This window comes from Saccharospirillum alexandrii (assembly GCF_043641555.1).
In the GTDB taxonomy this organism is placed as follows: domain Bacteria; phylum Pseudomonadota; class Gammaproteobacteria; order Pseudomonadales; family Natronospirillaceae; genus Saccharospirillum; species Saccharospirillum alexandrii_A.
This window is the reverse complement of sequence record NZ_JBHZRJ010000002.1, coordinates 916,719-939,250: the sequence shown is the minus strand read 5'-3', so window position 1 is coordinate 939,250 and position 22,532 is coordinate 916,719. Positions and strand designations below refer to the sequence as shown.

Here is a 22,532-nt window from a genome sequence, read left to right as displayed (position 1 = left end):
GCTTGCCCCGGCCTGGTGCATGGACCACACTGTATTCATCAGTATAACGCAGACGGGCCCTGCCAAGGGTGCAACGAAGCGTCTTCACAGGGCCACCTTTTTGTTGGGGCCGGGCCTCAATGGCTGGTGTGTTAGGGCACGGAAGGCTAAGTAGCGATTCGTCACTGGAGATTTCACTCTGCCTACGTCTATTGCTTCAGCAACTCAGTATCGACTGCCCAGGCTAACTCGGGTCAACTATACCCCGAGGGTGCTGGGGTTTGGTGCCACCTTTGTTGCTATTGCGTGGTTGACGCTGGAGCGAGGCTGGTCTTACTGGAACCTGCCCCTCGCCGCACTCTATTTTCTGATTTACCCCCATCTTGTGTACTGGTATGACCACTGGCGTCAGTCGACTGTCAGCAGCGAGCGCCGCGCCATGATGTTTGACGGGCTGGTGCTGGGTGCCTGGTGTGCCCACATCAACTTTTCTGGCTGGATATCCTTTACCTTGCTCGCTGCGGTCATTCTTAACAATACCATGACCGGTGGTATACGTCAGTGTGCCTTGGCTCTGATTTGTTTTGTATTGGGTATTGCTCTGATAGCCTTTTTTTCAGGGGTCGCTTGGTCTCCGGAGGCTCCCATGGGAATCAACGTGCTGACCATGGCTTCGCTTCAACTCTATATATTCAGCATCGCCTGGGTGTTTTATACCCAGAAATCCCGGCTGGTGAGCACTAAAAAGTACGCCGAGCAAAAGAACGTGGTTTTTAGCGCCATGCTTGAATTGAGCGATCTGAATGATCAGGTTGAATCCTTCGAGTCACTGGTGGTCGCCGCACTGGATGTTTTGCAACGACTCTACCCGGACCAGTCGTTCGGTTTTGTATTGAAAGACCCGCGGGATCACGATGGCCTTTACTTTGCTGTCTTCACGCCGGATCTGGATGAGGAGCAGCAGACCATTCTCAAGCGCCGTCTGGCACGCTCCAGAGAGCACCTGCCGCAAGGGTACTTTCTGAATACCACCGATCAACATACCGGCAGTTTTGTGTTTCCCTTGCGCGAGCGCTTTGACCGGTTTCAGGGCTTGCTGTTGATACAGGGAGCAACCCTTTCCGAGGAGGAACGTCAGGCATTGCAACTGCTGATCAAGCAACTGGGCACGGCGGTTGCCAACAAGCTGTTGACGCTTGAGCTCAAGGCCGCTGCGGAGCGGGATGCGCTGACCGGGATCTACAATCGAGGGCGTCTGGAATCGGAACTGGCGGAAGCGCAAAACCGCCTGAAAGACGATGCCAGTGATCACTTTTCCGTGATTCTGATCGATCTGATCGGCCTGAAAGCCGTCAACGATCAGCATGGGCATGCTGCGGGAGACGAGCTAATACGCTTTGTCGCCGATGCACTAAAGAGCATCTGCCGCGATCAGGATCAAGTCTTCCGCTACGGGGGTGATGAGTTTGTGATTCTGTGTCGCAGTGAAGATGAGAGCGGAGCGACAGCATTGATGCAGCGAATTGATCGCCAGGTGAAACAAAAAAACATCAGCCTGACCACCGATGACGGTGTCCAGGTAGAAACCCCCATTCAAATGAGTGTCGGCCTTGCCAGTTCCGATCAGGTGCCGCCGGAAGACGTATTGAAACTGGCCGACGAGCGAATGTATGCCGACAAGGAACGCTGGTACCGCGAGCGCAGTCGGTACCGCTGAGTCGCTATTCCAGCTTCAAATGCGAAATATCCGGGGGCGGTGGTGGCACAGTCCGATCGCTGGCGACCAGCGTGACGCCGGGTTCATCCAGCGACAAACCGGACAGGTCGACCTGGGCCGGCGTCGGCCGTTCCGGGTTCTCCACCAGGGTGACCCCGGGTTCATCCAGCGACAATCCTGAAATATCGACCTGAACAGGAGTAGGGCGTTCCGGGTGTTCAACCAGGGTGGCGCCCGTCTGCGCAAGGCTGAAGCTTGTAGTATCGACCGATACCGGTTGGATGTCCCGGTGTTCGCCGATGTCGCTGCCCGCCGGAAGGACCGTCCAGTCGGAGGTGCTGCCGGGCTCTGTTACCGGCTGGTTAACAGACCCGGCGTTGGAACCCTGTTGTTGCGGTGTTGACGCGGATACCTCAGGGCGCGCGGCTCCTGCCGGTATGGCTTCCCCCATGGGCACAATAATCGGCTTGGCCCCGATCTTCTCAAGCGCTGCCTTGTATTTGGCCGCCGTCGGCCGGTCTACCTTCAGTTTGACCGGTTGCGGCTTTCCTGAAAAAAACGCCTCCAGTCGGGCGGGGTCTGTCTTGAACAGCTGCGCCATATCCGCTTTCACGAAGTCGGCATAAAACCCCTCGAGCAGATCGCCCCGGAAATAGATGTCGTAACGCGCCTCGCTCATGGTGCTGGTCCTGTCGCTGGGAGCCTGTGGGCAGTATAGAGGATTACAGGTTTTGGTGTCAGTGACCCCGGCCACAGTCTCTTCGGTACTCAACGAGCGATGGAGGGTCGTCCATTGGTCTCATTGTTTACAATTAAGGTTGAAAATACGACGTTATAGCCGTTTAATAGGTTAATTATCGTTTCATTGTAGACAATATATGGAAGCACGCACTCAGGTTGACCGCATTTACCAGCAACTGCTGGAAGCCATCGTGCGCGGCGATATCGCGCCCAATGAAAGGTTGCGCGAGTCGGAGTTATCGACTGAACTGGGCATTAGCCGGGGCCCGCTGCGTGAGGCGCTGCATCGTCTGGAAAGCCGTCGGCTGGTGCGCAAAGTGCCGCACGTCGGAGCCCAGGTGGTCGGCGTGGATCGTCAGGAGCTGATCGAGCTGTATCAGATTCGGGAAAATCTCGAGTCGCTTGCCTGTGAGCTGGCGGCGAAGAACATGACCGACGAGGCTTTGCAGGAACTGGGCGCGGTACTCGCCCGGCACGAACGTTACCTGGATGACCAGAACGACCAGTTTTACATACAGCAGGAAGGGGATCTGGATTTTCATTTCAACATCATTCAGGCAAGCGGTAACCGCTGGCTGATCAGCCTGTTGTGTGACGAGCTTTACCAGCGAGTGCGCATGTTCCGGTTTCAGTCTGCACACCGCCGCGGGCGACCCCGCCAGGCACTGGAAGAACACCAGCGCATCTTTGAAGCACTGCAGCAACGCGATGGGGAACTCGCCTCGTTGCTGATGAAACGACACATTCGCTCGGCACGCCGGGTACTCGAACAAACGACTGAGGAGACTCTGCTATGAAGGCTGCAACCACGGCCGGCCGCCGCTTCCGCGATGCTCTGGCGGCACAAACCCCCTTGCCGATCGTTGGCACCATCAATGCCTACACGGCCATGCTGGCAGAGCGGGCCGGTCATTCGGCGATTTATTTGTCGGGTGGAGGGGTGGCCAATGCCTCCTTTGGCTTGCCCGACCTGGGTGTCACTACCCTGAATGATGTTTTGGAAGATGCGCGGCGCATTACCGGCGCCTGTGACCTGCCCCTGTTGGTGGATATCGACACCGGGTTCGGCGGTGCCTTTAACATTGCCCGCTGCATTCGCGAGATGGAACGGGCCGGAGTGGCGGCCATTCATATCGAAGACCAGGTGATGCAGAAACGCTGCGGTCACCGGCCCAACAAAGCCATCGTTAGCCAGGTGGAAATGGCTGACCGCATCAAAGCCTGTGTGGATGCGCGTCAGGACGATGACTTCTTCGTCATGGCCCGCACCGATGCCTTTGCCCAGGAAGGCCTGCAAGCGGCCATCGACCGGGCCCGAGCCTGTGTCGACGCCGGTGCAGACGGCATTTTCGCTGAAGCCGTTCACACCCTGGATGACTACAAGGCATTCGCCGATGCCATGGATGTGCCCATTCTGGCGAACATTACCGAGTTCGGGCAAACCCCCCTGTTTAACCAGAAAGAGCTGGCCGGCACCGGCGTTGCCATGGTGCTGTACCCGTTGAGTGCTTTCCGCGCGATGAGCCTGGCGGCACTGGAGGTGTATCAGAGCATTAAAGTAGAGGGCGACCAGAAAGCCGTGGTCGACATGATGCAAACCCGCATGGATTTGTACGATGTGCTGAACTATCACGATTTCGAAGCGAAGCTCGATGCCCTGTTCAATGAAGGCAGCGCTCGATAGCTGAGGCGTTAAGTATTCCGCGAGCCCTTATGGTGAAGGCTCAAAACGGATTCAGAACTCAATATAAAACACAGATATTACGATACGTACAGGAGGCTGATCATGGTGGACAAACCCGTATCCGGGGCCGGACTGCGCGGCCAGGTGGCCGGAGAAACCCGGCTGTGCACGGTCGGTAAAGAAGGCAGTGGCCTTACCTACCTGGGCTACGATATTCAAAGCCTGGCCGACAATGCCCAGTTCGAAGAGGTTGCCTATTTGCTGCAGTTTGGTGAATTGCCAACAGCTGAACAACTGGCCGATTACGCCAGCAGTCTGAAAGAAAAACGCGAACTGCCGCAGGCTTTGCTCGAGACGCTGGAGCGCATTCCGGCCAGTGCTCACCCAATGGATGTGATGCGCACCGGCTGCTCCATGCTGGGTGTGCTGGAACCCGAACACAGTTTCGATGATCAGGATGCCGAGATTGTGCGCATGCTGGCCGCTTTTCCGGGAATCATCTGCTACTGGTATCACTTTTCGCATTTCAACCGCCGTATAGAAACCTTCAGCGATGCCGACAGCATTGCCGAGCATTTTCTGACGTTACTGCATCAGAAAATACCCGATCCGGTGCACGTCGCGGTCATGCATGCGTCGCTGATTCTGTATGCCGAGCACGAATTCAATGCCTCAACCTTTGCTGCCCGAGTCGCCGCCAGTACCCTGACGGATATCTACAGCGCAGTGACCGGTGCCATCGGTACCTTGCGAGGGCCTCTGCACGGTGGCGCCAACGAAGCGGCGATGGCGATGATCGAAGGGTTTAAAGACCCGGACGACGCTGAACAGCAATTGCAGGGCATGCTCTCGCGCAAGGAAAAGATCATGGGCTTTGGCCATGCGGTTTATCGCACCAGCGATCCGCGCAATGCCATTATCAAAGCCTGGGCTAAACGGCTTGCCGAACAAAGTGGCGACAGCCATTTGTACGACATTGCTGAACGGTGCGAAACAGTCATGTGGGACGAGAAAAAACTCTTTCCGAATGCTGACTTTTTCCACGCACCGGCCTATCACGCCCTGGGTATTCCAACGCCATTGTTTACGCCCATTTTTGTGATGGCCCGCGTCAGTGGCTGGACGGCGCACATTAAAGAGCAGCGCGCCAAAAACCGGATTATCCGGCCGAATGCGGATTACGTCGGCCCGGAAATGCGTGATTTTGTGCCGTTGGAAAAACGCTAACTGATCTCTGCAGAAACTTGAACTGTTAGCCTCATTTTTTTTATTTGTACAATGTTATTTGAAACAGGACCCGACCATGAGTTCCAACGTAGACCTGAATAACCGCCCGGAATACGACGACGTCTTACAGGCCATTGCCGATTATGTACTCGACTACAAAATCCACAGCAACGAAGCCTGGGATACCGCTCGTAATTGCCTGATGGACACACTCGGCTGTGGCCTGCTGGCATTGCGCTTCCCTGAATGCACCAAACACCTGGGGCCTATTGTTGAAGGTACCGTTGTGCCTAATGGCGCGCGCGTACCGGGAACGCAACTCCGGCTTGACCCGGTTAAAGCCGCCTGGGATATCGGCGCCATTGTGCGCTGGCTCGATTACAACGACACCTGGCTGGCTGCGGAATGGGGCCACCCTTCGGACAACCTGGGCGGCATTCTGGCCGTGGCCGATCACCTGTCGCAGGTGCGGGTCAGTCGGGGTGAAGCGCCGTTGACGATGGACGCCGTGTTGGAAGCGATGATCAAGGCGCATGAAATTCAGGGTGTGTTGGCTCTAGAGAATTCTTTTAACCGTGTGGGTCTGGACCATGTGGTGTTGGTAAAAGTCGCCTCTACGGCGGTGGTGGCCAAACTGATGGGCGCCAACCGCGAGCAAATGCTCAGTGCGCTGTCGCACGCCTGGGTCGATGGCCAGGCGCTACGCACCTACCGTCATGCTCCTAATGCCGGCTCACGCAAGAGCTGGGCGGCGGGCGATGCCACCAGCCGGGCCGTGCGTTTGGTCGACATTGCCTTGCGCGGTGAAATGGGCATTCCCGGTGCGCTTACTGCGCCACAATGGGGGTTTTACGATGTGCTGTTCAGTAAAACAAATAAGGATCAGCAAGTTAAACCCGAGGCCGACCGCTCGTTCAAGTTCCAGCGCGACTACGGCAGCTACGTGATGGAGCAGATCCTGTTCAAGATCAGCTTTCCGGCTGAATTCCATGCTCAGACAGCGGCTGAAGCGGCCGTTACCCTGCATCCCCAGGTGAAAGACCGCATCGATGAGATCGACCGCATTGTGATCACCACGCATGAATCGGCGATTCGCATCATCAGCAAGGTCGGCCCGCTGGCGAACGCTGCCGACCGTGATCACTGCCTGCAATACATGGCGGCGGTGCCACTGTTGTTTGGCAACCTGGTGGCTGAGCAGTATGAAGATGATTTTCACGCGGCCCACCCGGACATTGATGCCTTGCGCGAGAAAATGGAAATCGTCGAAGACAAGCGCTACAGCGCCGAGTACCACGCGCCGGACAAGCGTTCCATTGCCAACGCCATTCAGGTCTTTTTCAAGGATGGCAGCAGTACCGAGCAGGTCGCGGTGGAATACCCCATCGGACACCGTCGTCGCCGTGCCGAGGGCATTCCATTGCTGGAGCAGAAATTCCGGGCCAATCTGGCCACCCGTTTCCCGGCAAGCCGCACCGCAGAAATCTTCGAGTTGTGCAAAGATGCCGAACGCCTGCAGAAAACCCCGGTGCACCGCTTTATGGACCTGATGGTGATTTAAGGCGAGTTTCGATGTTCGGGACGGTTGGTGGCAGGGGACCGCACCGGCCGCCGTTTGTCATCCAAGCGAGCTCTTAAGCTTGAGATTTAGCACGCTAGTACGCATCCGGATTCGTCCGAAGAGCGTATAGTAGCTTAGATACGCAATTTCAGGTTCCCCTCGATGTTTCTGCATGATCTGGCCGGTACCTGGCGGTACCGGCTTTTTTTTGGGCTGATTCCGCTGACGCTCTTGCTGAGCGGGTGTGCCTTGCCTGCACTTAATCTGATTACGCCTCACCACGGCTATGAGCGCGCTGCCGACATCGCCTATGGTGACCAGCCGCGCCAGAGGCTGGATGTCTACCAGCCGACGGAACCGGAAGCAGGCGCTCCTGCGTTGATATTCTTCTATGGCGGTTCCTGGCAGGAAGGTTACAAAGGAGGTTATCGATTTGTGGCTCAGGCGCTGGCCGATGCAGGGTATCGTGTTGTTGTGCCGGATTATCGGCTGTACCCGGAGGTGACGTTTCCAGCGTTTGTTGAAGATGGCGCGCAGGCCGTTGCCTGGACGGTGAACGAAGGCCTGGCTGATGACGGACTGGTGCTGATGGGGCATTCGGCTGGGGCGCACATCGCCGCCATGCTGGCGCTGGATGAGCAGTATTTGAACAAGGTCGGTGTTGAGCGTTCGCGGATTCTAGCCTGGGTCGGGTTATCCGGCCCCTATGATTTCCTGCCGCTGTCGAACCCGAATTTAATCGACCTCTTTGGCGGAGCCGACGGAATTCCCCAAACGCAGCCGATTAATTTTGTCAGCGCCGATGACCCCCGAGCTCTGTTGATCGACGGGCTTGATGACAGCATTGTTCGCCCGCGCAATTTACCTAATCTGGCGGAAGCCTACCGTCACAATGGCGTGCCGGTGCAGACGCACCGCTATGAAGGCGTCAATCACAACGATACAGTCGCCTCGTTTTCGGTGCGCTTGCGTGACCGGTCCCCGGGTTTTGACGATACGTTAAGCTACCTGCGGCAGCTTCGGTGACAAGCCCGAAACCTGGCCAATCGGGTGGCGGCCTTTACAGCCAGACAGCCGCCGCGCTGGCGGCCAGTGTCATGATCAGCAGAAACCACTTCATGGTGCGCTGACTGACGTTGATCGCCAGGTGTACGCCGAGCTGAGCGCCGATCATGGTGCCGACCGCCAACACCAGGCCCGGTACCCAGGCGACCTGACCCCGGGCAATAAAGATCGCCAGCGACACGGTGGTGAAGGCGACGGTGCCGAGCAATTTATAGGCATTTGCCTTGACCAGGTCATAGCGCAAGGCGCCTGCCACTGCAGCGATCAGTAAAAAACCAACGCCCGCCTGAACAAAGCCCCCGTAAACACCGGTTAAAAACAGCCCCCAACGCGCTCTGGGGCGTTGCTTGACGGTGTAGGGCTGTTCATCGGGGCCGGGAATCACAATGCTGGGTCGCACCAGCATGATCACCGCCAGCGTAATCATGGTGATCAGTAATATGGGTTTAAGCAGGGTGTTGGGCAGAAAGGAGGCACAGGCTGCTCCGACGGCGCCGCCGGCCATCATCGGAATCAGAATCGCCTTGCTGTCGTCGGTATCGAGCCTGCCCTTGGCATGAAAGCCGCGCAACCCGACGATGCCCTGCAGGAAAACCCCGACTCTGTTGGTGGCGTTGGCCACATCGGCGGGCATGCCCATCGCCATCAGCGCGGGCAGGGTGAGATTGGAGCCGCCGCCTGCCATCACGTTGATGATGCCGGCCAACAAGCCCGTCGAAAGCAGCAGGGCAATGAAAAAGGGGGTGAGTTCGTACATCGGTCGTCGCGTCCCAAAGAGTGGTGCACAGTGTACCGTATTGGTGCACGGACGCAGTGCCTGCTTTGGCAACGCAGTGTTGTTCAGCGCATTAAGATATGATTAGGTTAAATAGTAATCACTTGATAAATGCTGGGGTTATATTATTTTTCAGTTTGGTATGCTCCGTATCAAATTTGAACCAGGCCCGACACGGCATGACCCTGACCATTGAGCTGAACCAGGTGACTCTGACGCGCGACGATCAAACCGTGCTGAGTGACCTCAACCTGACGCTGAGCGAGCGCCGCATCGGCCTGATCGGCAACAATGGCTCGGGTAAGAGCTCTCTGGTGCGCCTGTTCAATGGCTTGTTACAACCCAGCCAGGGCCACTTGCAGGTGCGGGGCCATAACCCGGTCGAGGGGCCTGAAGCCATGGCCGACCAGGTTGGCTTTATCTTTCAGAACCCGGACCACCAACTGATTTTCCCCACCGTGATTGAAGAGTTGATGTTCGGGCTGCGCAACCAGGGCCTGAGCAAGTCGGATGCGCGTGAACGTGCCGAGCACTGCTTGCGGGAACACCACCGGCTCGATTGGGCTGAAAGGCCGGTGCACTCCCTATCGGAAGGGCAAAAGCAGTGGGTCTGCATCATGGCGGTGCTGGTCATGAACCCGGCCGTGCTGATTCTGGACGAACCCTTTTCGGCACTGGACCTACCCACCCGTCAATTTCTGACCGACTGGCTTCTGGGCTTGCCGCAACAACTGATCATGATCAGCCACGATCTCGACGTACTGGCCGCGTTTGACCGTGTGCTCTGGCTTGAACAGGGCCAGGTTCGGGGGGATGGCAGCCCAGAGACCGTAATTGCCGACTACCGGGCCGCTTGTAACGGGGCGTTCAGCTTATGATGACGCTCTATGTGCACCGGCAATCCTGGCTGCACCGGCAGCCAGCCGGGCTAAAATTACTGGTGCTGATGGTAACCAGCGTTGCGCTCTACGCGCTAACGTCACTGTGGACCGCCGGGGCTGCGCTGATCGCAGTCATTCTCGCGTACCGGAGTCTGGGGCCGGCCGGCTGGTCATACCTCTGGGTGGTCAAACCGCTTCTCCCAATGTTCATTCTAATTTTCGTGGTGCAGACCTGGAGTCAGTCTGTCAGTGCCGCCATTCTGATGCTGCTGCGCATGCTGACGCTGATCTGGCTGGCCAACCTGGTCACCCTCACCACGCGGATGGACGCCATGATGGATGCGGTGATGCCCTTGCTGTCGCCCCTCAGGCGGGTCGGTGTGGCGCCACACCGCATTGCCTTTACCGTGGCGTTGTTCGTGCGTTTTGTACCGGTATTGATGGCGGTGCTTAACAGTCTGCTCGACGCCTGGAAATCGCGTGGCGGTGGCCGCGCGGTCTGGCGCCTGGCGATCCCCATGCTGATCAATGCCATTCGCATGTCCGACCACGTTGCCCAGGCACTCGCCGCCCGGGGCGGTGTGCGATCACCCGAAACCCCCGTTTCAATGGTTCAACCCCAATAGGAGATAGCAGTGAAAGACCAAGCCCTTGTGCAAATGGCCTTGTACGCCGCCCTTGTCGCGGCCCTCGGCCTGATTCCGCCTGTGCCTTTTGTGACCGGCATTCCCATTACCGCACAAACCCTGGGCGTCATGCTGGCCGGTGTGATGCTCGGCCCTTGGCGCGGCTTTCTGTCGATGCTGTTGTTTGTGGGTGTTGTGGCTCTGGGCGCCCCTTTACTGTCGGGTGGACGCGGTGGATTGGGTGTCTTTGCCAGCCCTACGGCGGGGTTTATCGTCGGGTTCCCGGTGGCGGCACTGGTGGCTGGTTACATCGCCCGTTTGCTGCAGCGCCAATCGATTCTGGTCGCGGCGGGCATTGGAGCCTTTGTCGGCGGGATACTGGTGCTCTACGTCTTTGGCATCGTCGGGTTCAAGTGGGTGACGGGCAGTGAGTGGTTGCGTTCGGTCCAGGTGATGGCCGTGTATGTGCCCGGTGACAGCGTTAAAGTCGTGTTGACAGCGCTGGTGGCTCAATCGGTTTACAAAGGGCTGCCCGGGGCAGTGGCTACCCGACAGGCTTAATACTCAAGTCTCAGAGTTCGGGTTGGTTAGGCACCACCGGCATCCGACGCTCGCACTTTGCAAACACTGACAATGTCGTTAAAAGCAACAGCAGCCAATTCGAGTCAGGCCATAACATCATCAAACAACCAGAGCGTGACCGTCTCGCCTGCTGTAACCGGCCCGCGGTCTTGCTCCAGCGCTATGTAGCAATTGGCCTCGGTCAGTGAGCTTAGCTGGTGTGAGCCCTGGCCGGAGCCGGTGGAGCGCACCTGAACCGTGCCATCCTGAAGATCCCAATATCCCCGCTGAAAATCCATACGCCCGGGCGTTTTATGCAAGGGTTCCCGTGTGATGGCGTTCAGTTGTGCGAGCGGTTGGTGGGGCATGCCCATCAGGCAGCGAAGGGCAGGCACTGCAATCAGGTGAAAGGTCACCAGCGACGAGACCGGGTTGCCCGGCAGGCCGACAAACCAGGCTTGGCTTAGGCGGCCAAAGGCCAGGGGTTTGCCGGGCTTGATCGCGAGCTTCCAGAATTCAATATTGCCTTCTTCGTCCAGGATGTCGCGGGTGAAGTCGGCTTCGCCCACGCTGACGCCCCCACTGCTGATCACCAGATCGCAGGATTCATTGGCGGTTCTGAAGGCCTGGCGCAGGGCATCTGTGTCGTCGGGGATGACGCCGAGATCCAATACCTCGACACCGAGTTTGACGAGCATGGCATGCAGGCCCGGTCTGTTGGAGTCGTATATTTGACCTGGTGCGAGCCTGGTGCCGGCCGGTTGCAGTTCATCACCACTGGCAAAGACGGCGACTTTCGGGCGTCTGCGTACAGTTACGTCGGCCAGGCCAACGCTTGTTAGCAGTGCCACATCGATAGGGCGCAGACGATGACCGGCAGGCAAGACGACGTCACCTGCGAGCAGGTCTGTGCCGTTGAGACGAACGTTGGCGCCTTGTTCCGGCAGCGGGTCAAAGAGGATGCCCTGCTCCGTAACCCGAGCATTCTCCTGCATTACCACCGTATCGCACCCTTCTGGTATGGGGGCTCCGGTCATGATGCGCACGCAATGGCCCGATGTTAAAGGGTCGTCCAGCGCCTCGCCAGCCAGCACCCGGCCCTGGACCGGTAGCGGCTTGCCATCGACGGCATCCTGATGTCGCAGGCCATAACCGTCCATTGCTGAGTTATCAAACACAGGCAGGTTTATTTGTGCCCGCACGGCTTGGGTCGTTACACGACCGACTGCATCGGTAATCGCCAGCGTCGATTCGCCCTCTACGGGGGTTAACTGGCTCAGCATCCGCGTCAGCGCCTGGTCAAAGGGCAACAATCCGGGCAGGTCGTAACAGCTCATATCAGGCTCCGTCGGCGGATAAATCGGTACTGTTGCAGCAGGGCATTGTGGCCGGGTGTTCGGTGAAAAACCACTCCCCGGGCCTATTCGCCGGGCCAGCTTTCCAGTTCTGAATGGTAGACCCAGCGACCTTTCACTTTGCGGAATTCCGAGATCTCGTGCAATTGTTCAGGCTTGTCTTGCTCGTCCACATAATGGGCGATGAATTCCACCCAGCCTTTCTTTAACCCCGCTTTGCTGCGGATGACCTGCAGCCGTTGCCAGTCGGTGCCCTCAAGGTGGTCGGCGGTCAGCGCCGGGCAGGTGTCGGGATGCCAGGTCCTGATCAGATAATTCAGTCGTTGCAGCCGGTAGGCGGTGAAGCGACTGCGCATCAGCGTTTCCGGATCACGCGGGTAGGCACCGGCCTCAAGAAAACGACCGCAACAGCTAAGATAGGGTACTGGCTGGCCGCAATGACAGTGGGCGGATACAGGGTTTGAAACGGAGGCTGTTTTGTTGGGATCGTCGCTCATTGTACCGTCCGGGTGCTATTGATCAGTTGGCCGATAGCGCTTGCCAGCGCGTCAGAGCGATGCGGGTGGCGCAATGCCTGTAAAATCAGGCCCGACAAGCCGGGCTGCAAGGCGAGCCCCTGAACGACCCGGTTAAACCCGTCTGTATCGGCCAGTTCGGCCAGTCGGTCCAGTGCCACCAGCGCCAGGTCGGTATTGGCCAGCAGGCCGGGGTGCCGGCTGAGCACGGCCAGTACCACATCCAGTTCGTCGCTAAAGTGGTTCAGCGAGTCGCTGACGAAGGCGTCTACCAGGCCTGTTGCCGGGCTTTGAGACAGAGCGCGCAGCGCCGCGACGCGTGTGGCGACGTCCTGATGCTGGTGTCCCAGTTCGATAATGCGTTCAGTCAGGGCGACACCCGGTTTGTGGTGTTCGAGGGCGTTCAGCACCTGTTGGCGTGCGAAGTCGGGTATCGCGGGCAATTGGCGGGTGAGTGCTTGCTCATCGGCCGGGCTGCGCCGTTCCAGCACGTCGAACAGGCCTTGCAGGCCAATGTTGGCCCAGTCTTCCGATGCGCCTTCCTGTGTCAGCAGTCGCTGGGCATCGGCGTAAAAAGCACTGGGTGGCGCGCCCAGAATGCGGCTGGCACGGGCGTGCAGTGCGGCCATTTTGTGGTCGGGGGGCGTGAACTGGTAAGGGTGGTCGGTCAGCAGGCGCTGGCGCTCTTTGGGGTCAGCAGTGGCGAGCGAGCGGTACAGCCGGTCAAGAACATCCGTCATGACGGCGGCGGGCATCCCACCCTGTTCGTCCAGTGGCAGTTTCATAAACCAGATGCTGTGTTGCTCGCGCTGCTCGGGGTTCCACAGCAGCAGTATCAACCACGCATGACTCAGATGCGGGTAGGGGTAGGGCTGTCCCTGGTCGAACCGGGCAAACTGGTCCTTGCTGAGGTTACGCAACTGACTGCCCAGATCAAAGGCCCGGTAACGGGCGCCGCTGCGCTCGAGAAAATCAACAAGTCCGGGTGTGGTCTGGGTATTTGAGGTGCTCATACAGCGGCTCTGGTATCGGTCATGGGTGGCGCAGTGTACCGGATATGAGTCTTGTTATTAATCCCGGAGGTTGAACCTGTTGGTCGGGTCGGCTCTTCTGCCTTGAACTCGTGCTGGCCACCGGGTAGGCCTCTACGGGTGGTGCGACACATCGCTCGGCGTGAACCCGTCCATGGGGCCTAGGCTTCGGGATATGAATCCCTTCCATGGGATTCACCCTTTGGGCTCGCTTCGCTCGTTCTAAAACGCTCCAGGCGTTTTAGTCCATGCCTCAGACTTCCCGGAGAGGCCTACCCGATGGCCAACACTCGGATTGTTGCCCGTTTGTTACTAAATGCTGCTCAGGTTTTAGTGATGCTTTGCTTCACCTGATCAGGCGTCTACACTGCGCGTTTTTTACTTATCCGCCAGAGTATCGCGGAACGGGAGGAAGGTTTTTGTCTGAATTGTCGACGCTGTTGGACGAACTGGAAGCGGAGCTGAGAGAGCAGGGGTTCTGGAGTGATGTACCGCCGTCGCCCGAGGCGCTGGCAAGTGCCCAGCCGTTTGCGGTAGATACACTAACCTTGCCGGAGTGGTTGCAGTGGATCTATTTGCAGCGCTTGCGTGCGTTGATTGAGGCTGATTTGCCGCTGCCCACCGGGGCTCAGGTAAGACCTTATGCTGAAGAGGCGCTGAAGTTTGAGAAGCGATCGACTCAGCAGCTGCTGGTGATTATTGACCGGATTGATGGCTGTCTGGGCAAGCCCTGACATCAAAAAAGGTGGCCGAAGCCACCTTTCAGGGCCCGTACCCGCAAGGCGGGCCGGGTGGACGGTTCGCTGAACGTCGCCTTATTTGGCGAAGTTTTCTGCTGCGAAGTCCCAGTTTGCCAGTTTCCAGAACGCTTCCAGGTATTTGGGGCGCAGGTTACGGTAGTCGATGTAGTAGGCGTGTTCCCACAGATCGACGGTGATGATCGGTGTCTGGCCTTCGGTGATAGGGGTGCCGGCGTTGCTGGTGTTAACGATTTCCAGCGAGCCATCGCTGTTCTTGACCAGCCAGGTCCAGCTTGAACCGAAGTTGTTGACGGCTTTTTCGTCAAATTCCTTCTGGAAGGCTTCGAATGAACCCCATTTGGCATTGATGGCGTCAGCCAGGGCGCCAGTAGGAGCACCACCGCCATTCGGGCTCAGGCTGTGCCAGTAGAAGGTGTGGTTCCAGATTTGAGCGGAGTTGTTGAACACGCCGCCGGAAGAGGATTTGATGATGTCTTCCAGGCTCTTGCCTTCAAACTCGGTGCCCGGGATCAGGCCATTCAGCTTGGTCACATAGGTGTTGTGATGCTTGCCGTGGTGGTATTCCAGGGTTTCCTGGGAAATGTGGGGTTCAAGTGCGTTGATCGCGTACGGCAGTTCTGGCAGTTCAAAAGCCATGGTGTTCTCCCTCTGTCTTTTCGATGGGTGTATTAGCACGTTGTCATTCGTGACTGTACTATCTGGTCGGTTGGGGCCGGTTTCAAGTGCGACCGGGCGGCTATTTTAATGCGATTGGGCACAATTACCGAGCCTCTCTTGTTCATCGGGGGGCTGTCCCTATAATGACCCTACTTATTTAATACACAGGTTGTTTCAATGTCGGACTCCAAACCGGGCAGTGACCTGCCCAAAATGGTACCAGACCGTGATCAGATCCGCGGTCGTCAGTCGACGACCGCCTCGTCCACACCACGCAACACTGCGTCTGCGGGGCGTTCAGAGCCGTCAGCGCGCAGTGGTGGCGGCAATACGCCAACGCTGCTGTGGGGGCTTGTGCTGGTGTTGTTTGCCATCAGCGCGGGTCTTGGGCTATTGGCATATAGCCAGCAACAGACGCTGGCGATGTTTGATGAGCGGCTACAACTGGCGGATGACCGAATCGTATCGGTGCAGCGTTCGATGACCGAGACCGATGAATCGGTGGTGATGAATGAAACGGCCATCAACAATCAGTTTCGGGCCATCAAGGCTGAAACCGATATGCAGATGAGCGAAATTCGCAAACTCTGGGCAGTCGCCAATGAGCGTAACCGGGAGTGGATTGAAACCAATCAGCAGAATATTGCGCAGCTGCAGTCCAATGTACAAAGTCAGATCGAGGCCCGTGAACAGGCGCTCGCAGCGCTATCCAGCCAGCTAGAGGAGCAGGCGGTTGCCAATGGTTCCCAGTCGGAGTCGTTGGCTGCGTTGCAGACTGAACTGGACCAGACGTCTGAAGCCTTCAGCGAGTTGCAGGCAAGCCTGGAGAACCTGAACCCGGCCAGTCTGGAAGAGCGGTTACTGTCGTTGACGCTGACTCAGGAAAACCTGCTGGTTGAGCAGGGCACGGCGACCATGAACCAGCAGCTGCTGCAAGATGAAGTCGATGAACTCAATGAGGTTCTGCGCTCTATCGACGCGGGCAGGCTGGAAGCCAATCGCCGCCTGGTCGCTGTCAGCGAGCGGGTGGATGCGCTGGAAGACCGTATGCCCGGGGGGGTGCAATAAGCTCGCATGACACTACGTGATGCCCGACTGGACAAACCGCTGAATCCAAGACAATCCGCCATAGTGCGGCGTGTTGAGAAAGAGGGTCATGCGACCATCGACGATCTGGTCGAAGACTTTGGCGTAACGCCCCAGACGATCCGCCGGGATCTGACGTTACTGGAAGACAGCGGGTTCATCGTGCGGTTTCACGGCGGGGCCAGCCCGGTTAATTCCACGGAGAACCTGCCGTATTTCGACCGGCAGATTCTGAACCAGTCTGCCAAGGACCGCATCGCCCGCACACTGGCAGACCAGATTCCGGACCATGCCAGCCTGTTCATCAACATTGGTACCACAACCGAGACCATCGCCCATGCCCTGATGCACCATAAGGGTCTGCAAATTGTGACCAACAATCTGCACGTGGCGACGTTGATGAGCGGCAAGGAAGATTTTCGGGTCATTGTGGCCAGTGGTGAGGTGCGTGCCCGCGATGGCGGCATCGTCGGTGAATCGACATTGGATTTCATTCGCCAGTTCAAACTCGATTACGGCATCATCGGCATCAGTGGCATCGACGATGACGGTTCCCTGCTGGATTACGATTACCGGGAAGTCCGCGTTGCCCAAACCATTATCGAGCATAGCCGCCAGGTGTTACTGGCAGCCGATCACAGCAAGTTTGGCCGCCAGGCCATGGTTCGTCTGGGCAGCATTGCCCAGGCCGACGCCTTTTACACCGACAGCCCACCCCCAAAAGTCTTCCAGGATCTGCTCACCGAGCATCAGGTCAGACTGTTTGTCTGCGACTAGTTAAAATTCGGAGTTTGGGTTTGTCTTGCTGCCGTGGGTCCGTACCAGGTGCCGGGCATACCTCTCGGGTGGTGCGACATCTCGCTCGGCGTGAACCCTTCCATGGGGCCTAGACCGCAGCATCCATGCTGCGGACTCCCCCGGAGAGGTATACCCGGTACCTGGTACTCACTTGGTTGCGAACTATAAAATATTTAACTCAGTTATTACTGTGCAACTCGCTGTTCAATTCAATCGCCGTTTTGTTCGACAGGCATTCTACCCGACCGGTTTCGGCGTTTCGCCAGAACAGCAAATCAGACTGACCCGCCAGTTCCCGCGCTTTAACCGTTTTGACCAGCTGTTTCTTGTTGTCGAGCATGGCCACCTTGGTGCCGGCGGTGACGTACAAGCCAGCTTCAACGGTGCAGCGATCACCCAGCGGGATGCCGATACCGGAGTTCGCGCCGAGTAGGCAGTTCTTGCCCAATGAAATGACGACTTTACCGCCGCCTGACAGGGTGCCCATGATCGATGACCCGCCACCCACATCAGAGCCGTCGCCTACCATGACACCGGCGGTAATGCGCCCTTCGACCATGGATACCGCTTCGGTACCGGCATTGAAGTTCACAAAGCCTTCGTGCATGACGGTGGTGCCTTCACCGATGTGGGCGCCAAGCCGAACCCGGCTGGTATCGGCAATACGAATGCCTTTGGGCACGACATAGTTGGTCATTTTCGGGAACTTGTCGACGCACTGGACATCCAGGGTGCGGCCCGCCAGCCGGGCTTCCATTTGACGGTCGGCGAGTTCTGGCAGGTCGATCGGGCCTTCGTTGGTCCAGGCGATGTTGTGCAGCAGGCCGAACAAGCCGTCCAGTGAACAGCCGTGGGGTTTGATCAGGCGGTGCGACAGCAGGTGCAGCTTCAGATAGCCTTCGGCGACAGACACCGGTGCGGCATCGGATTCCAGTACGGTCAGTACGATAGTCTGGCGGCTGCTTTCTGCAGCGCGGCAGAACTGGGCGCTTTCGCGGTAGCCGGCTTTGTCGAAGCCATCGGCCAGGGGGCTCATCAGGGCGCTCTCGACCACCAGCGCTTCATTGCCGCCGTTGAGCTTGGCGACCTGGCTGAGAGTAGTGATCAGGTCGTCAGACGGGGTCAGAATCGGTTGGGGGTACCAGGCTTCAATGATCTTGCCGTCTTTGTTTCGGGTGGCGGTGCCGATCGCCACTGCAAAATAGCTCATGTGTTGTCCTCTCAATGTCGTTTTAGCGTTTTAAAAGTGTCAGCGAGCCCGCGCTGCCAAGTGTGCGAAGTGCGCTTCATCGAAACCGACACTCACAGAGCCCTGATACTCGACCAGTGGCCGTTTGATCAAAGACGGGTTGGCGATCATCTGTTCGATGGCGCCGGCCTCGGTTAGGGTGTCGCGCTGTTCTTGAGGCAGTTTGCGCCAGCTGGTACCGCGTTTGTTGACCAGTTGTTCCCAGTCTAGCTGCGTTAGCCAGGTGCGCAGCAGCGCTTCGTCCGGCGGGGTTTTCTTGTAGTCGACGAACTCAATCTCGAGCTGCTGGTCTGCAAACCAGGCCAGTGTCTTCTTGATGGTGTCGCAGTTGCGAATGCCGTAAATACGGATCATGGCGGTTCGGTTTCCTTTCGTGCAAGGGTGTGGCCTGCGAGTCAGAGCAGGCGGCGCAGGCGTTCGGCGGCGTCGATACAGGCATCCAGTTCGGCGACCAGAGCAATGCGAACGTGCCCATACCCCGGGGTGACGCCGTCGATCGTCCGGCACAGGTACTGACCCGGCAAGACCCGGATGTTGGATTGTTCCAGCCAGTCACAGGCAACCTGAGTGTCGTCGCGCTCCAGATTGGGCCAGAGGTAGAAGCTGGCCTCGGGAATGCGCACCGGCATCTTGTCGGACAGGATGTCGTGCAGCGCCTGGTACTTCTGGTTGTAGAGCGCGCGATTGGCAGCAACGTGGCTTTCATCCTGCCAGGCGGCGATGGAAACCTGCTGATGTGGCAGCGGCATGGCACAGCCGTGATAGGTTCGGTAGCGCAGGAATTCGGCGATCAGGCGGGCATCGCCAGCCACGAAACCGCTGCGCAAGCCGGGCAGGTTGCTGCGCTTGCTCAGGCTGTGAAACACCAGACAGTTGCGATAGTCGGTGTGGCCCATGGCCGCTGCGGCCTGTAACAGTCCGGGCGGCGGGTTTGCTTCATCGCGGTAGAGCTCGCTGTAGCATTCATCGCTGATCAGCAGCACATCGTGGTTGATGGCTTTGCGGATCAGGTGTTGCAACTGCTCCAGCGATAATGGCTGGCCGGAGGGGTTGCCCGGGGTGCACAGAAACAGCATCTGGCAGTTGTCCCAGTCGGCGTCGGTCAGGCCGCTAAAGTCGGGCAGGTAGCCGGTTTCTGCCAGGCAGGGCAGGTAGCGCGGTTCGCCGCCGGCCAGGTAGGTGGCGCCTTCGTAGATCTGGTAAAAGGGGTTTGGCATCCAGACGTCGCGTTTGGCGGAGCTGGCATCGAACAGGGCCTGAACCACCGAAAACAGCGCTTCGCGGGTGCCGGTGACCGGCAGAACGTTTCTGTCGGCGGTTAGACTGCCATCGGGCAATTGGAAGCGGCGCTGGCACCACTGGCTGATCGCTTCACGCAATGCCGGCAATCCGTTGGTGGCCGGGTATTGGGAAAAGCCCCCCAGGTTCTGGTTCAAAACAGGGCTGAGAAACTCCGGCGCAGCGTGTTTGGGCTCGCCGATGGACCAGGCGACCTCGGGCAGGCTGGCCGGTGTGATGTTGGCTGTCAGCTGCTTGAGTTTCTCGAAGGGGTACGGCATCAGCCGTGCCATTAACGGATTCATGGGTGTTGTCCCTGGTCGATGGTCTCGGTCAGTTGTTTCTGCAATTCAGCCACGCGATGGGAGTCGTGCAGCGGTTCATTCTGGTTGTCGACCACAAAGAAGACGTCTTCCACCCGTTCGCCCAGCGTTGAGATGCGGGCGCTTTGCATGCGCAGATCAAGACGTTTGAAGGCCCGGCCTATGTCGGCCAGCAGACCGGGGCGGTCCGAGGTGATTACCTCGACCACGGTTCGGTGGTTGGCCGGGTCGTTGCTGACAGTAATGATGGGCGCAATGCTGAAGTGTTTAAGGCGGCGCGACAGACGCCGGTTCGGCGTGGCGGTGTCTTCCGGGTCTTGAATAGCCAGCAACAGGCGGTGCTGTACATCTCTCAGGCGAGCCGGGTTGTTGCCGATGCTGTGGCCCTCTTCATCGAGCACGATAAAGGTATCGAGACTGAAATCCGAGGCGGAGGACGTCATGATGCGGGCGTCCTGAATGTCCAGTTCACAGCTGTCGAGGCAGGCGGCAATGTCGGCAAACAAATGCGGTCGGTCCGGTGCGTAAATGAAAATCTGAGTAGCGCCGGCGAAGCTGTGCTCGTCGGTTTCGCGAATCAGTACCAACGGCACATTGAGACCATGGTTAGCGATGGCGCGCGTGTGCCAGGCGATGTTCTCCGGGCTTTCGCGCAGAAAATAGTCATCCCCCGGATTGTCCCAGAGCTGCAGGATCTCGGCCTCGGTAAAGCCATCGTCGCGCAGCATGGTCATGGCGGCCGACTGAACATCGCGAATGCGTTCTTCTTTGTCTATGGGGTTTTCCAGCCCGCGTCGCAGGGCAGCCATGGCTTCATGGTAGAGTTTTTTCAGCAGGGAAGCGCGCCAGCTGTTCCAGAGGTTGGGGTTGGTGGCGTAGATGTCGGCAACCGTTAATACGTACAGGTAGTTGAGCCGGTGGATGTCGCCAACCTGCTGGGTGAAGTGGTTAATCACTTCGGGGTCGGAAATGTCGAGCCGCTGGGCGGTGATCGACATCAGCAGGTGGTTGCGCACCAGCCAGACTACCAGGTCGCTCTCCCAGGCCGTCATGCGGTGGCGCAGCGCGAAACGGCGGACTTCTTCGGCGCCTTCGACTGAATGATCGGTGCCACGGCCCTTGCCGATGTCGTGATAGAGCGCGGCGATGTAGGCCAGTTCCACTTTGGGTAGCTGGTGAATCACCTTGGTGGCGATGGGGAATTCAACGGTGTTGTTGGCGTGGCGAAAACGGCGCAGGTTGCGAATGGTCAGTAGGGTATGGGCGTCGACGGTGAAGACATGGAAAAGATCGTACTGCATCTGCCCGACTATCAGCCCGAACTCGGGCAAATAACGCCCCAGTATGCCGTACTGGTTCATCCGCATCAGATTGGTGGACACCCCGGCCGGGCTGCGCAGCAGCTCCATGAAGAAGGTGATGTTGCGCAGATCCTGGCGGAACTTGCCGTTGATGCGATGCCGGTTGGCGAAGATCTGGCGAATGGTTGAGGCGCGAATACCCTTGGTATCCGGGCGCTGTGCACAGAGCACAAAAATTTCCAGCAGAGCCGACGGCGTGCGGATGAATACCGTGTCGTTCAGCGTCTCTATGTAGCCGTTACGGACCTGAAACCGGGAGTTGATTGGAATCAGCTGGTCGTCTTCGTTCTGGTGCAGAATGGCTTCGTCGAACAGTTGCAGCAACATGATGTTCAGGGCACGCAGCTTGAATACCTGGCGGAAATAATCCTGCATCAGGTGTTCGACCGCCAACTGACCTTCTCGGTCCTGGTAGCCGAACTGCTCGGCGACTTTTTCCTGCAGATCAAACAACAGGCGGTCTTCTTCGCGCCCGCTGAAATGGTGCAGGGCATAGCGGATGCGCCAGAGGTAGTCCTGTCCGTCGATCAGGGCCTGGTATTCGGCATCGGTCAGGAAGCCACGCTCGACCAGCTCGGCCAGATCGGTATCGCCGAAATGCCGTTTTGCTACCCAGGCGATGGTCTGAATGTCGCGCAACCCGCCCGGGCCGGCTTTGACATTTGGTTCCAGGTTATACTCGGTCTCGTTGTACTTCTGGTGGCGGTGGGTCTGTTCGTTCAGCTTGGCTTTGTAGAAGTCGTCGCTGGGCCATATGTGGGCCTGGCTGATCAGCCCGGAAACGCGTTGGCGCAGCGTCGGATTGCCGCTCAGGGTGCGGCTTTCCATCAGATTGGTGGTGATGGTGACGTCGCCCCGGGCTTCTTCCTGGCAGGCCTCCAGCGTACGGACGCTGTGACCGATATCGAGCTTCAGATCCCACATCAGGGTCAGAAACGCCTGTATTGAATCAACATTGGCATCGATGTCGGCTTCGGTATCGAACAGCAAGAGCAGGTCGATGTCGGATTTGGGCAGCAACTCTCCGCGCCCGTAACCACCGACAGCAATCAGGGCGATGTTCTGTTCGTTAAGCCAGTCGAAGTGGTGCCAGGCGGCTGTCAGAATCTGATCCATGGCCCAGGTGCGACCGAACACCAGAGTACGTATGGGCTCGCCTTGCAGGAAGCGGCGATCCAGCGTCTGATAGAGGTGATCCAGGGCCTGGCGCAACGCCTGCATCGGCGGGGCTTGGGTCGTTACCTGCGTCAGGCTGTCTGCATCAATCAGGTCAGCATCGGCATAATCATTCAGATTCATGC

Annotated in this window: 22 protein-coding genes; 12 read left to right on the top strand and 10 right to left on the bottom strand. The window is 58.1% G+C overall.

Features of this window, described 5'->3' with window-relative positions; genetic code table 11:
• The first annotated feature begins 250 nt into the window (after positions 1 to 250).
• Positions 251 to 1,696 carry a sensor domain-containing diguanylate cyclase gene (locus ACHUE7_RS10260; RefSeq protein WP_394169860.1) on the top strand — a complete coding sequence of 482 codons (1,446 nt, stop codon included), beginning with the start codon at positions 251 to 253 and terminating at the stop codon, positions 1,694 to 1,696.
• A 4-nt stretch (positions 1,697 to 1,700) separates the two neighbouring features.
• Here the strand turns inward: ACHUE7_RS10260 and ACHUE7_RS10255 are convergent, their stop codons facing one another.
• Positions 1,701 to 2,375: a hypothetical protein gene (locus tag ACHUE7_RS10255; RefSeq protein WP_394169859.1), complete on the bottom strand. Its 675-nt coding sequence runs from the start codon at positions 2,373 to 2,375 to the stop codon at positions 1,701 to 1,703.
• 199 nt (positions 2,376 to 2,574) lie between these two features.
• Between ACHUE7_RS10255 and ACHUE7_RS10250 the strand changes: the two genes are divergently transcribed.
• The 5 genes from ACHUE7_RS10250 to ACHUE7_RS10230 all read left to right on the top strand — a co-directional run bounded on the left by ACHUE7_RS10250 (position 2,575) and on the right by ACHUE7_RS10230 (position 7,935).
• Positions 2,575 to 3,234, top strand: coding sequence for a GntR family transcriptional regulator (locus ACHUE7_RS10250; protein WP_348477842.1), 660 nt, complete (start codon positions 2,575 to 2,577; stop codon positions 3,232 to 3,234).
• Positions 3,231 to 4,121 carry a methylisocitrate lyase gene (gene prpB, locus ACHUE7_RS10245; protein WP_348477843.1) on the top strand — a complete coding sequence of 297 codons (891 nt, stop codon included), beginning with the start codon at positions 3,231 to 3,233 and terminating at the stop codon, positions 4,119 to 4,121. Before ACHUE7_RS10250 ends, prpB begins: the two co-directional genes overlap by 4 nt.
• Before the next feature lie 102 nt (positions 4,122 to 4,223).
• The gene (gene prpC, locus ACHUE7_RS10240; RefSeq protein ID WP_394169858.1) at positions 4,224 to 5,348 is read left to right on the top strand and encodes a bifunctional 2-methylcitrate synthase/citrate synthase; all 1,125 of its coding nucleotides are present in this window, start codon (positions 4,224 to 4,226) and stop codon (positions 5,346 to 5,348) included.
• A gap of 76 nt (positions 5,349 to 5,424) precedes the next feature.
• Complete coding sequence (locus ACHUE7_RS10235) at positions 5,425 to 6,909, top strand: 2-methylcitrate dehydratase (protein WP_394169857.1); 1,485 nt, start codon at positions 5,425 to 5,427, stop codon at positions 6,907 to 6,909.
• 162 nt (positions 6,910 to 7,071) lie between these two features.
• Complete coding sequence (locus ACHUE7_RS10230; RefSeq protein ID WP_394169856.1) at positions 7,072 to 7,935, top strand: alpha/beta hydrolase; 864 nt, start codon at positions 7,072 to 7,074, stop codon at positions 7,933 to 7,935.
• A gap of 34 nt (positions 7,936 to 7,969) precedes the next feature.
• Here ACHUE7_RS10230 and ACHUE7_RS10225 read toward each other — a convergent pair whose 3' ends face one another.
• Positions 7,970 to 8,731, bottom strand: a complete 762-nt coding sequence (locus ACHUE7_RS10225; protein WP_394169855.1) for a sulfite exporter TauE/SafE family protein — start codon at positions 8,729 to 8,731, stop codon at positions 7,970 to 7,972.
• 197 nt (positions 8,732 to 8,928) lie between these two features.
• Between ACHUE7_RS10225 and ACHUE7_RS10220 the strand changes: the two genes are divergently transcribed.
• Genes ACHUE7_RS10220 through ACHUE7_RS10210 form a run of 3 tightly spaced genes read left to right on the top strand, consistent with a single transcriptional unit; the run spans position 8,929 to position 10,817 of the window.
• Positions 8,929 to 9,627, top strand: coding sequence for an energy-coupling factor ABC transporter ATP-binding protein (locus ACHUE7_RS10220; protein ID WP_394169854.1), 699 nt, complete (start codon positions 8,929 to 8,931; stop codon positions 9,625 to 9,627).
• Positions 9,624 to 10,256, top strand: a complete 633-nt coding sequence (locus ACHUE7_RS10215) for an energy-coupling factor transporter transmembrane component T family protein (protein WP_394169853.1) — start codon at positions 9,624 to 9,626, stop codon at positions 10,254 to 10,256. Before ACHUE7_RS10220 ends, ACHUE7_RS10215 begins: the two co-directional genes overlap by 4 nt.
• Positions 10,257 to 10,265: 9 nt before the next feature.
• A complete protein-coding gene (locus tag ACHUE7_RS10210) occupies positions 10,266 to 10,817 on the top strand; it encodes a biotin transporter BioY (RefSeq protein ID WP_394169852.1) in 552 nt (183 codons plus the stop codon).
• 104 nt (positions 10,818 to 10,921) lie between these two features.
• Here ACHUE7_RS10210 and moeA read toward each other — a convergent pair whose 3' ends face one another.
• The 3 genes from moeA to ACHUE7_RS10195 all read right to left on the bottom strand — a co-directional run bounded on the left by moeA (position 10,922) and on the right by ACHUE7_RS10195 (position 13,700).
• Positions 10,922 to 12,154: a molybdopterin molybdotransferase MoeA gene (gene moeA, locus ACHUE7_RS10205; protein WP_394169851.1), complete on the bottom strand. Its 1,233-nt coding sequence runs from the start codon at positions 12,152 to 12,154 to the stop codon at positions 10,922 to 10,924.
• A gap of 83 nt (positions 12,155 to 12,237) precedes the next feature.
• Positions 12,238 to 12,669, bottom strand: a complete 432-nt coding sequence (locus tag ACHUE7_RS10200) for a YchJ family protein (RefSeq protein ID WP_394169850.1) — start codon at positions 12,667 to 12,669, stop codon at positions 12,238 to 12,240.
• The gene (locus tag ACHUE7_RS10195; RefSeq protein WP_394169849.1) at positions 12,666 to 13,700 is read right to left on the bottom strand and encodes a DUF3549 family protein; all 1,035 of its coding nucleotides are present in this window, start codon (positions 13,698 to 13,700) and stop codon (positions 12,666 to 12,668) included. Before ACHUE7_RS10195 ends, ACHUE7_RS10200 begins: the two co-directional genes overlap by 4 nt.
• Positions 13,701 to 14,137: 437 nt before the next feature.
• Here ACHUE7_RS10195 and ACHUE7_RS10190 point away from each other — a divergent pair, with 437 nt between their 5' ends.
• On the top strand, positions 14,138 to 14,452 hold the full coding sequence (locus tag ACHUE7_RS10190) for a YqcC family protein (RefSeq protein ID WP_394169848.1): 315 nt from the start codon (positions 14,138 to 14,140) through the stop codon (positions 14,450 to 14,452).
• Between the two features lie 81 nt (positions 14,453 to 14,533).
• Here the strand turns inward: ACHUE7_RS10190 and ACHUE7_RS10185 are convergent, their stop codons facing one another.
• Positions 14,534 to 15,115 carry a superoxide dismutase gene (locus ACHUE7_RS10185; protein WP_127554816.1) on the bottom strand — a complete coding sequence of 194 codons (582 nt, stop codon included), beginning with the start codon at positions 15,113 to 15,115 and terminating at the stop codon, positions 14,534 to 14,536.
• Between the two features lie 198 nt (positions 15,116 to 15,313).
• Here ACHUE7_RS10185 and ACHUE7_RS10180 point away from each other — a divergent pair, with 198 nt between their 5' ends.
• Positions 15,314 to 16,204 (top strand): hypothetical protein, encoded by an 891-nt coding sequence (locus ACHUE7_RS10180; RefSeq protein WP_394169847.1) that lies wholly within the window; start codon positions 15,314 to 15,316, stop codon positions 16,202 to 16,204.
• Positions 16,205 to 16,210: 6 nt separating this feature from the next.
• Positions 16,211 to 16,999, top strand: coding sequence for a DeoR/GlpR family transcriptional regulator (locus ACHUE7_RS10175; RefSeq protein WP_348477857.1), 789 nt, complete (start codon positions 16,211 to 16,213; stop codon positions 16,997 to 16,999).
• Between the two features lie 199 nt (positions 17,000 to 17,198).
• On the opposite strand, the gene dapD is transcribed toward ACHUE7_RS10175, so the two are convergent.
• Genes dapD through glnD form a run of 4 tightly spaced genes read right to left on the bottom strand, consistent with a single transcriptional unit; the run spans position 17,199 to position 22,530 of the window.
• A complete protein-coding gene (gene dapD, locus ACHUE7_RS10170) occupies positions 17,199 to 18,230 on the bottom strand; it encodes a 2,3,4,5-tetrahydropyridine-2,6-dicarboxylate N-succinyltransferase (protein ID WP_394169846.1) in 1,032 nt (343 codons plus the stop codon).
• Positions 18,231 to 18,269: 39 nt separating this feature from the next.
• Positions 18,270 to 18,623, bottom strand: coding sequence for an arsenate reductase (locus tag ACHUE7_RS10165; protein WP_394169845.1), 354 nt, complete (start codon positions 18,621 to 18,623; stop codon positions 18,270 to 18,272).
• Between the two features lie 41 nt (positions 18,624 to 18,664).
• A complete protein-coding gene (gene dapC, locus ACHUE7_RS10160) occupies positions 18,665 to 19,852 on the bottom strand; it encodes a succinyldiaminopimelate transaminase (RefSeq protein ID WP_394169844.1) in 1,188 nt (395 codons plus the stop codon).
• The gene (gene glnD / locus ACHUE7_RS10155) at positions 19,849 to 22,530 is read right to left on the bottom strand and encodes a [protein-PII] uridylyltransferase (RefSeq protein ID WP_394169843.1); all 2,682 of its coding nucleotides are present in this window, start codon (positions 22,528 to 22,530) and stop codon (positions 19,849 to 19,851) included. Before glnD ends, dapC begins: the two co-directional genes overlap by 4 nt.
• Positions 22,531 to 22,532: the final 2 nt, after the last annotated feature.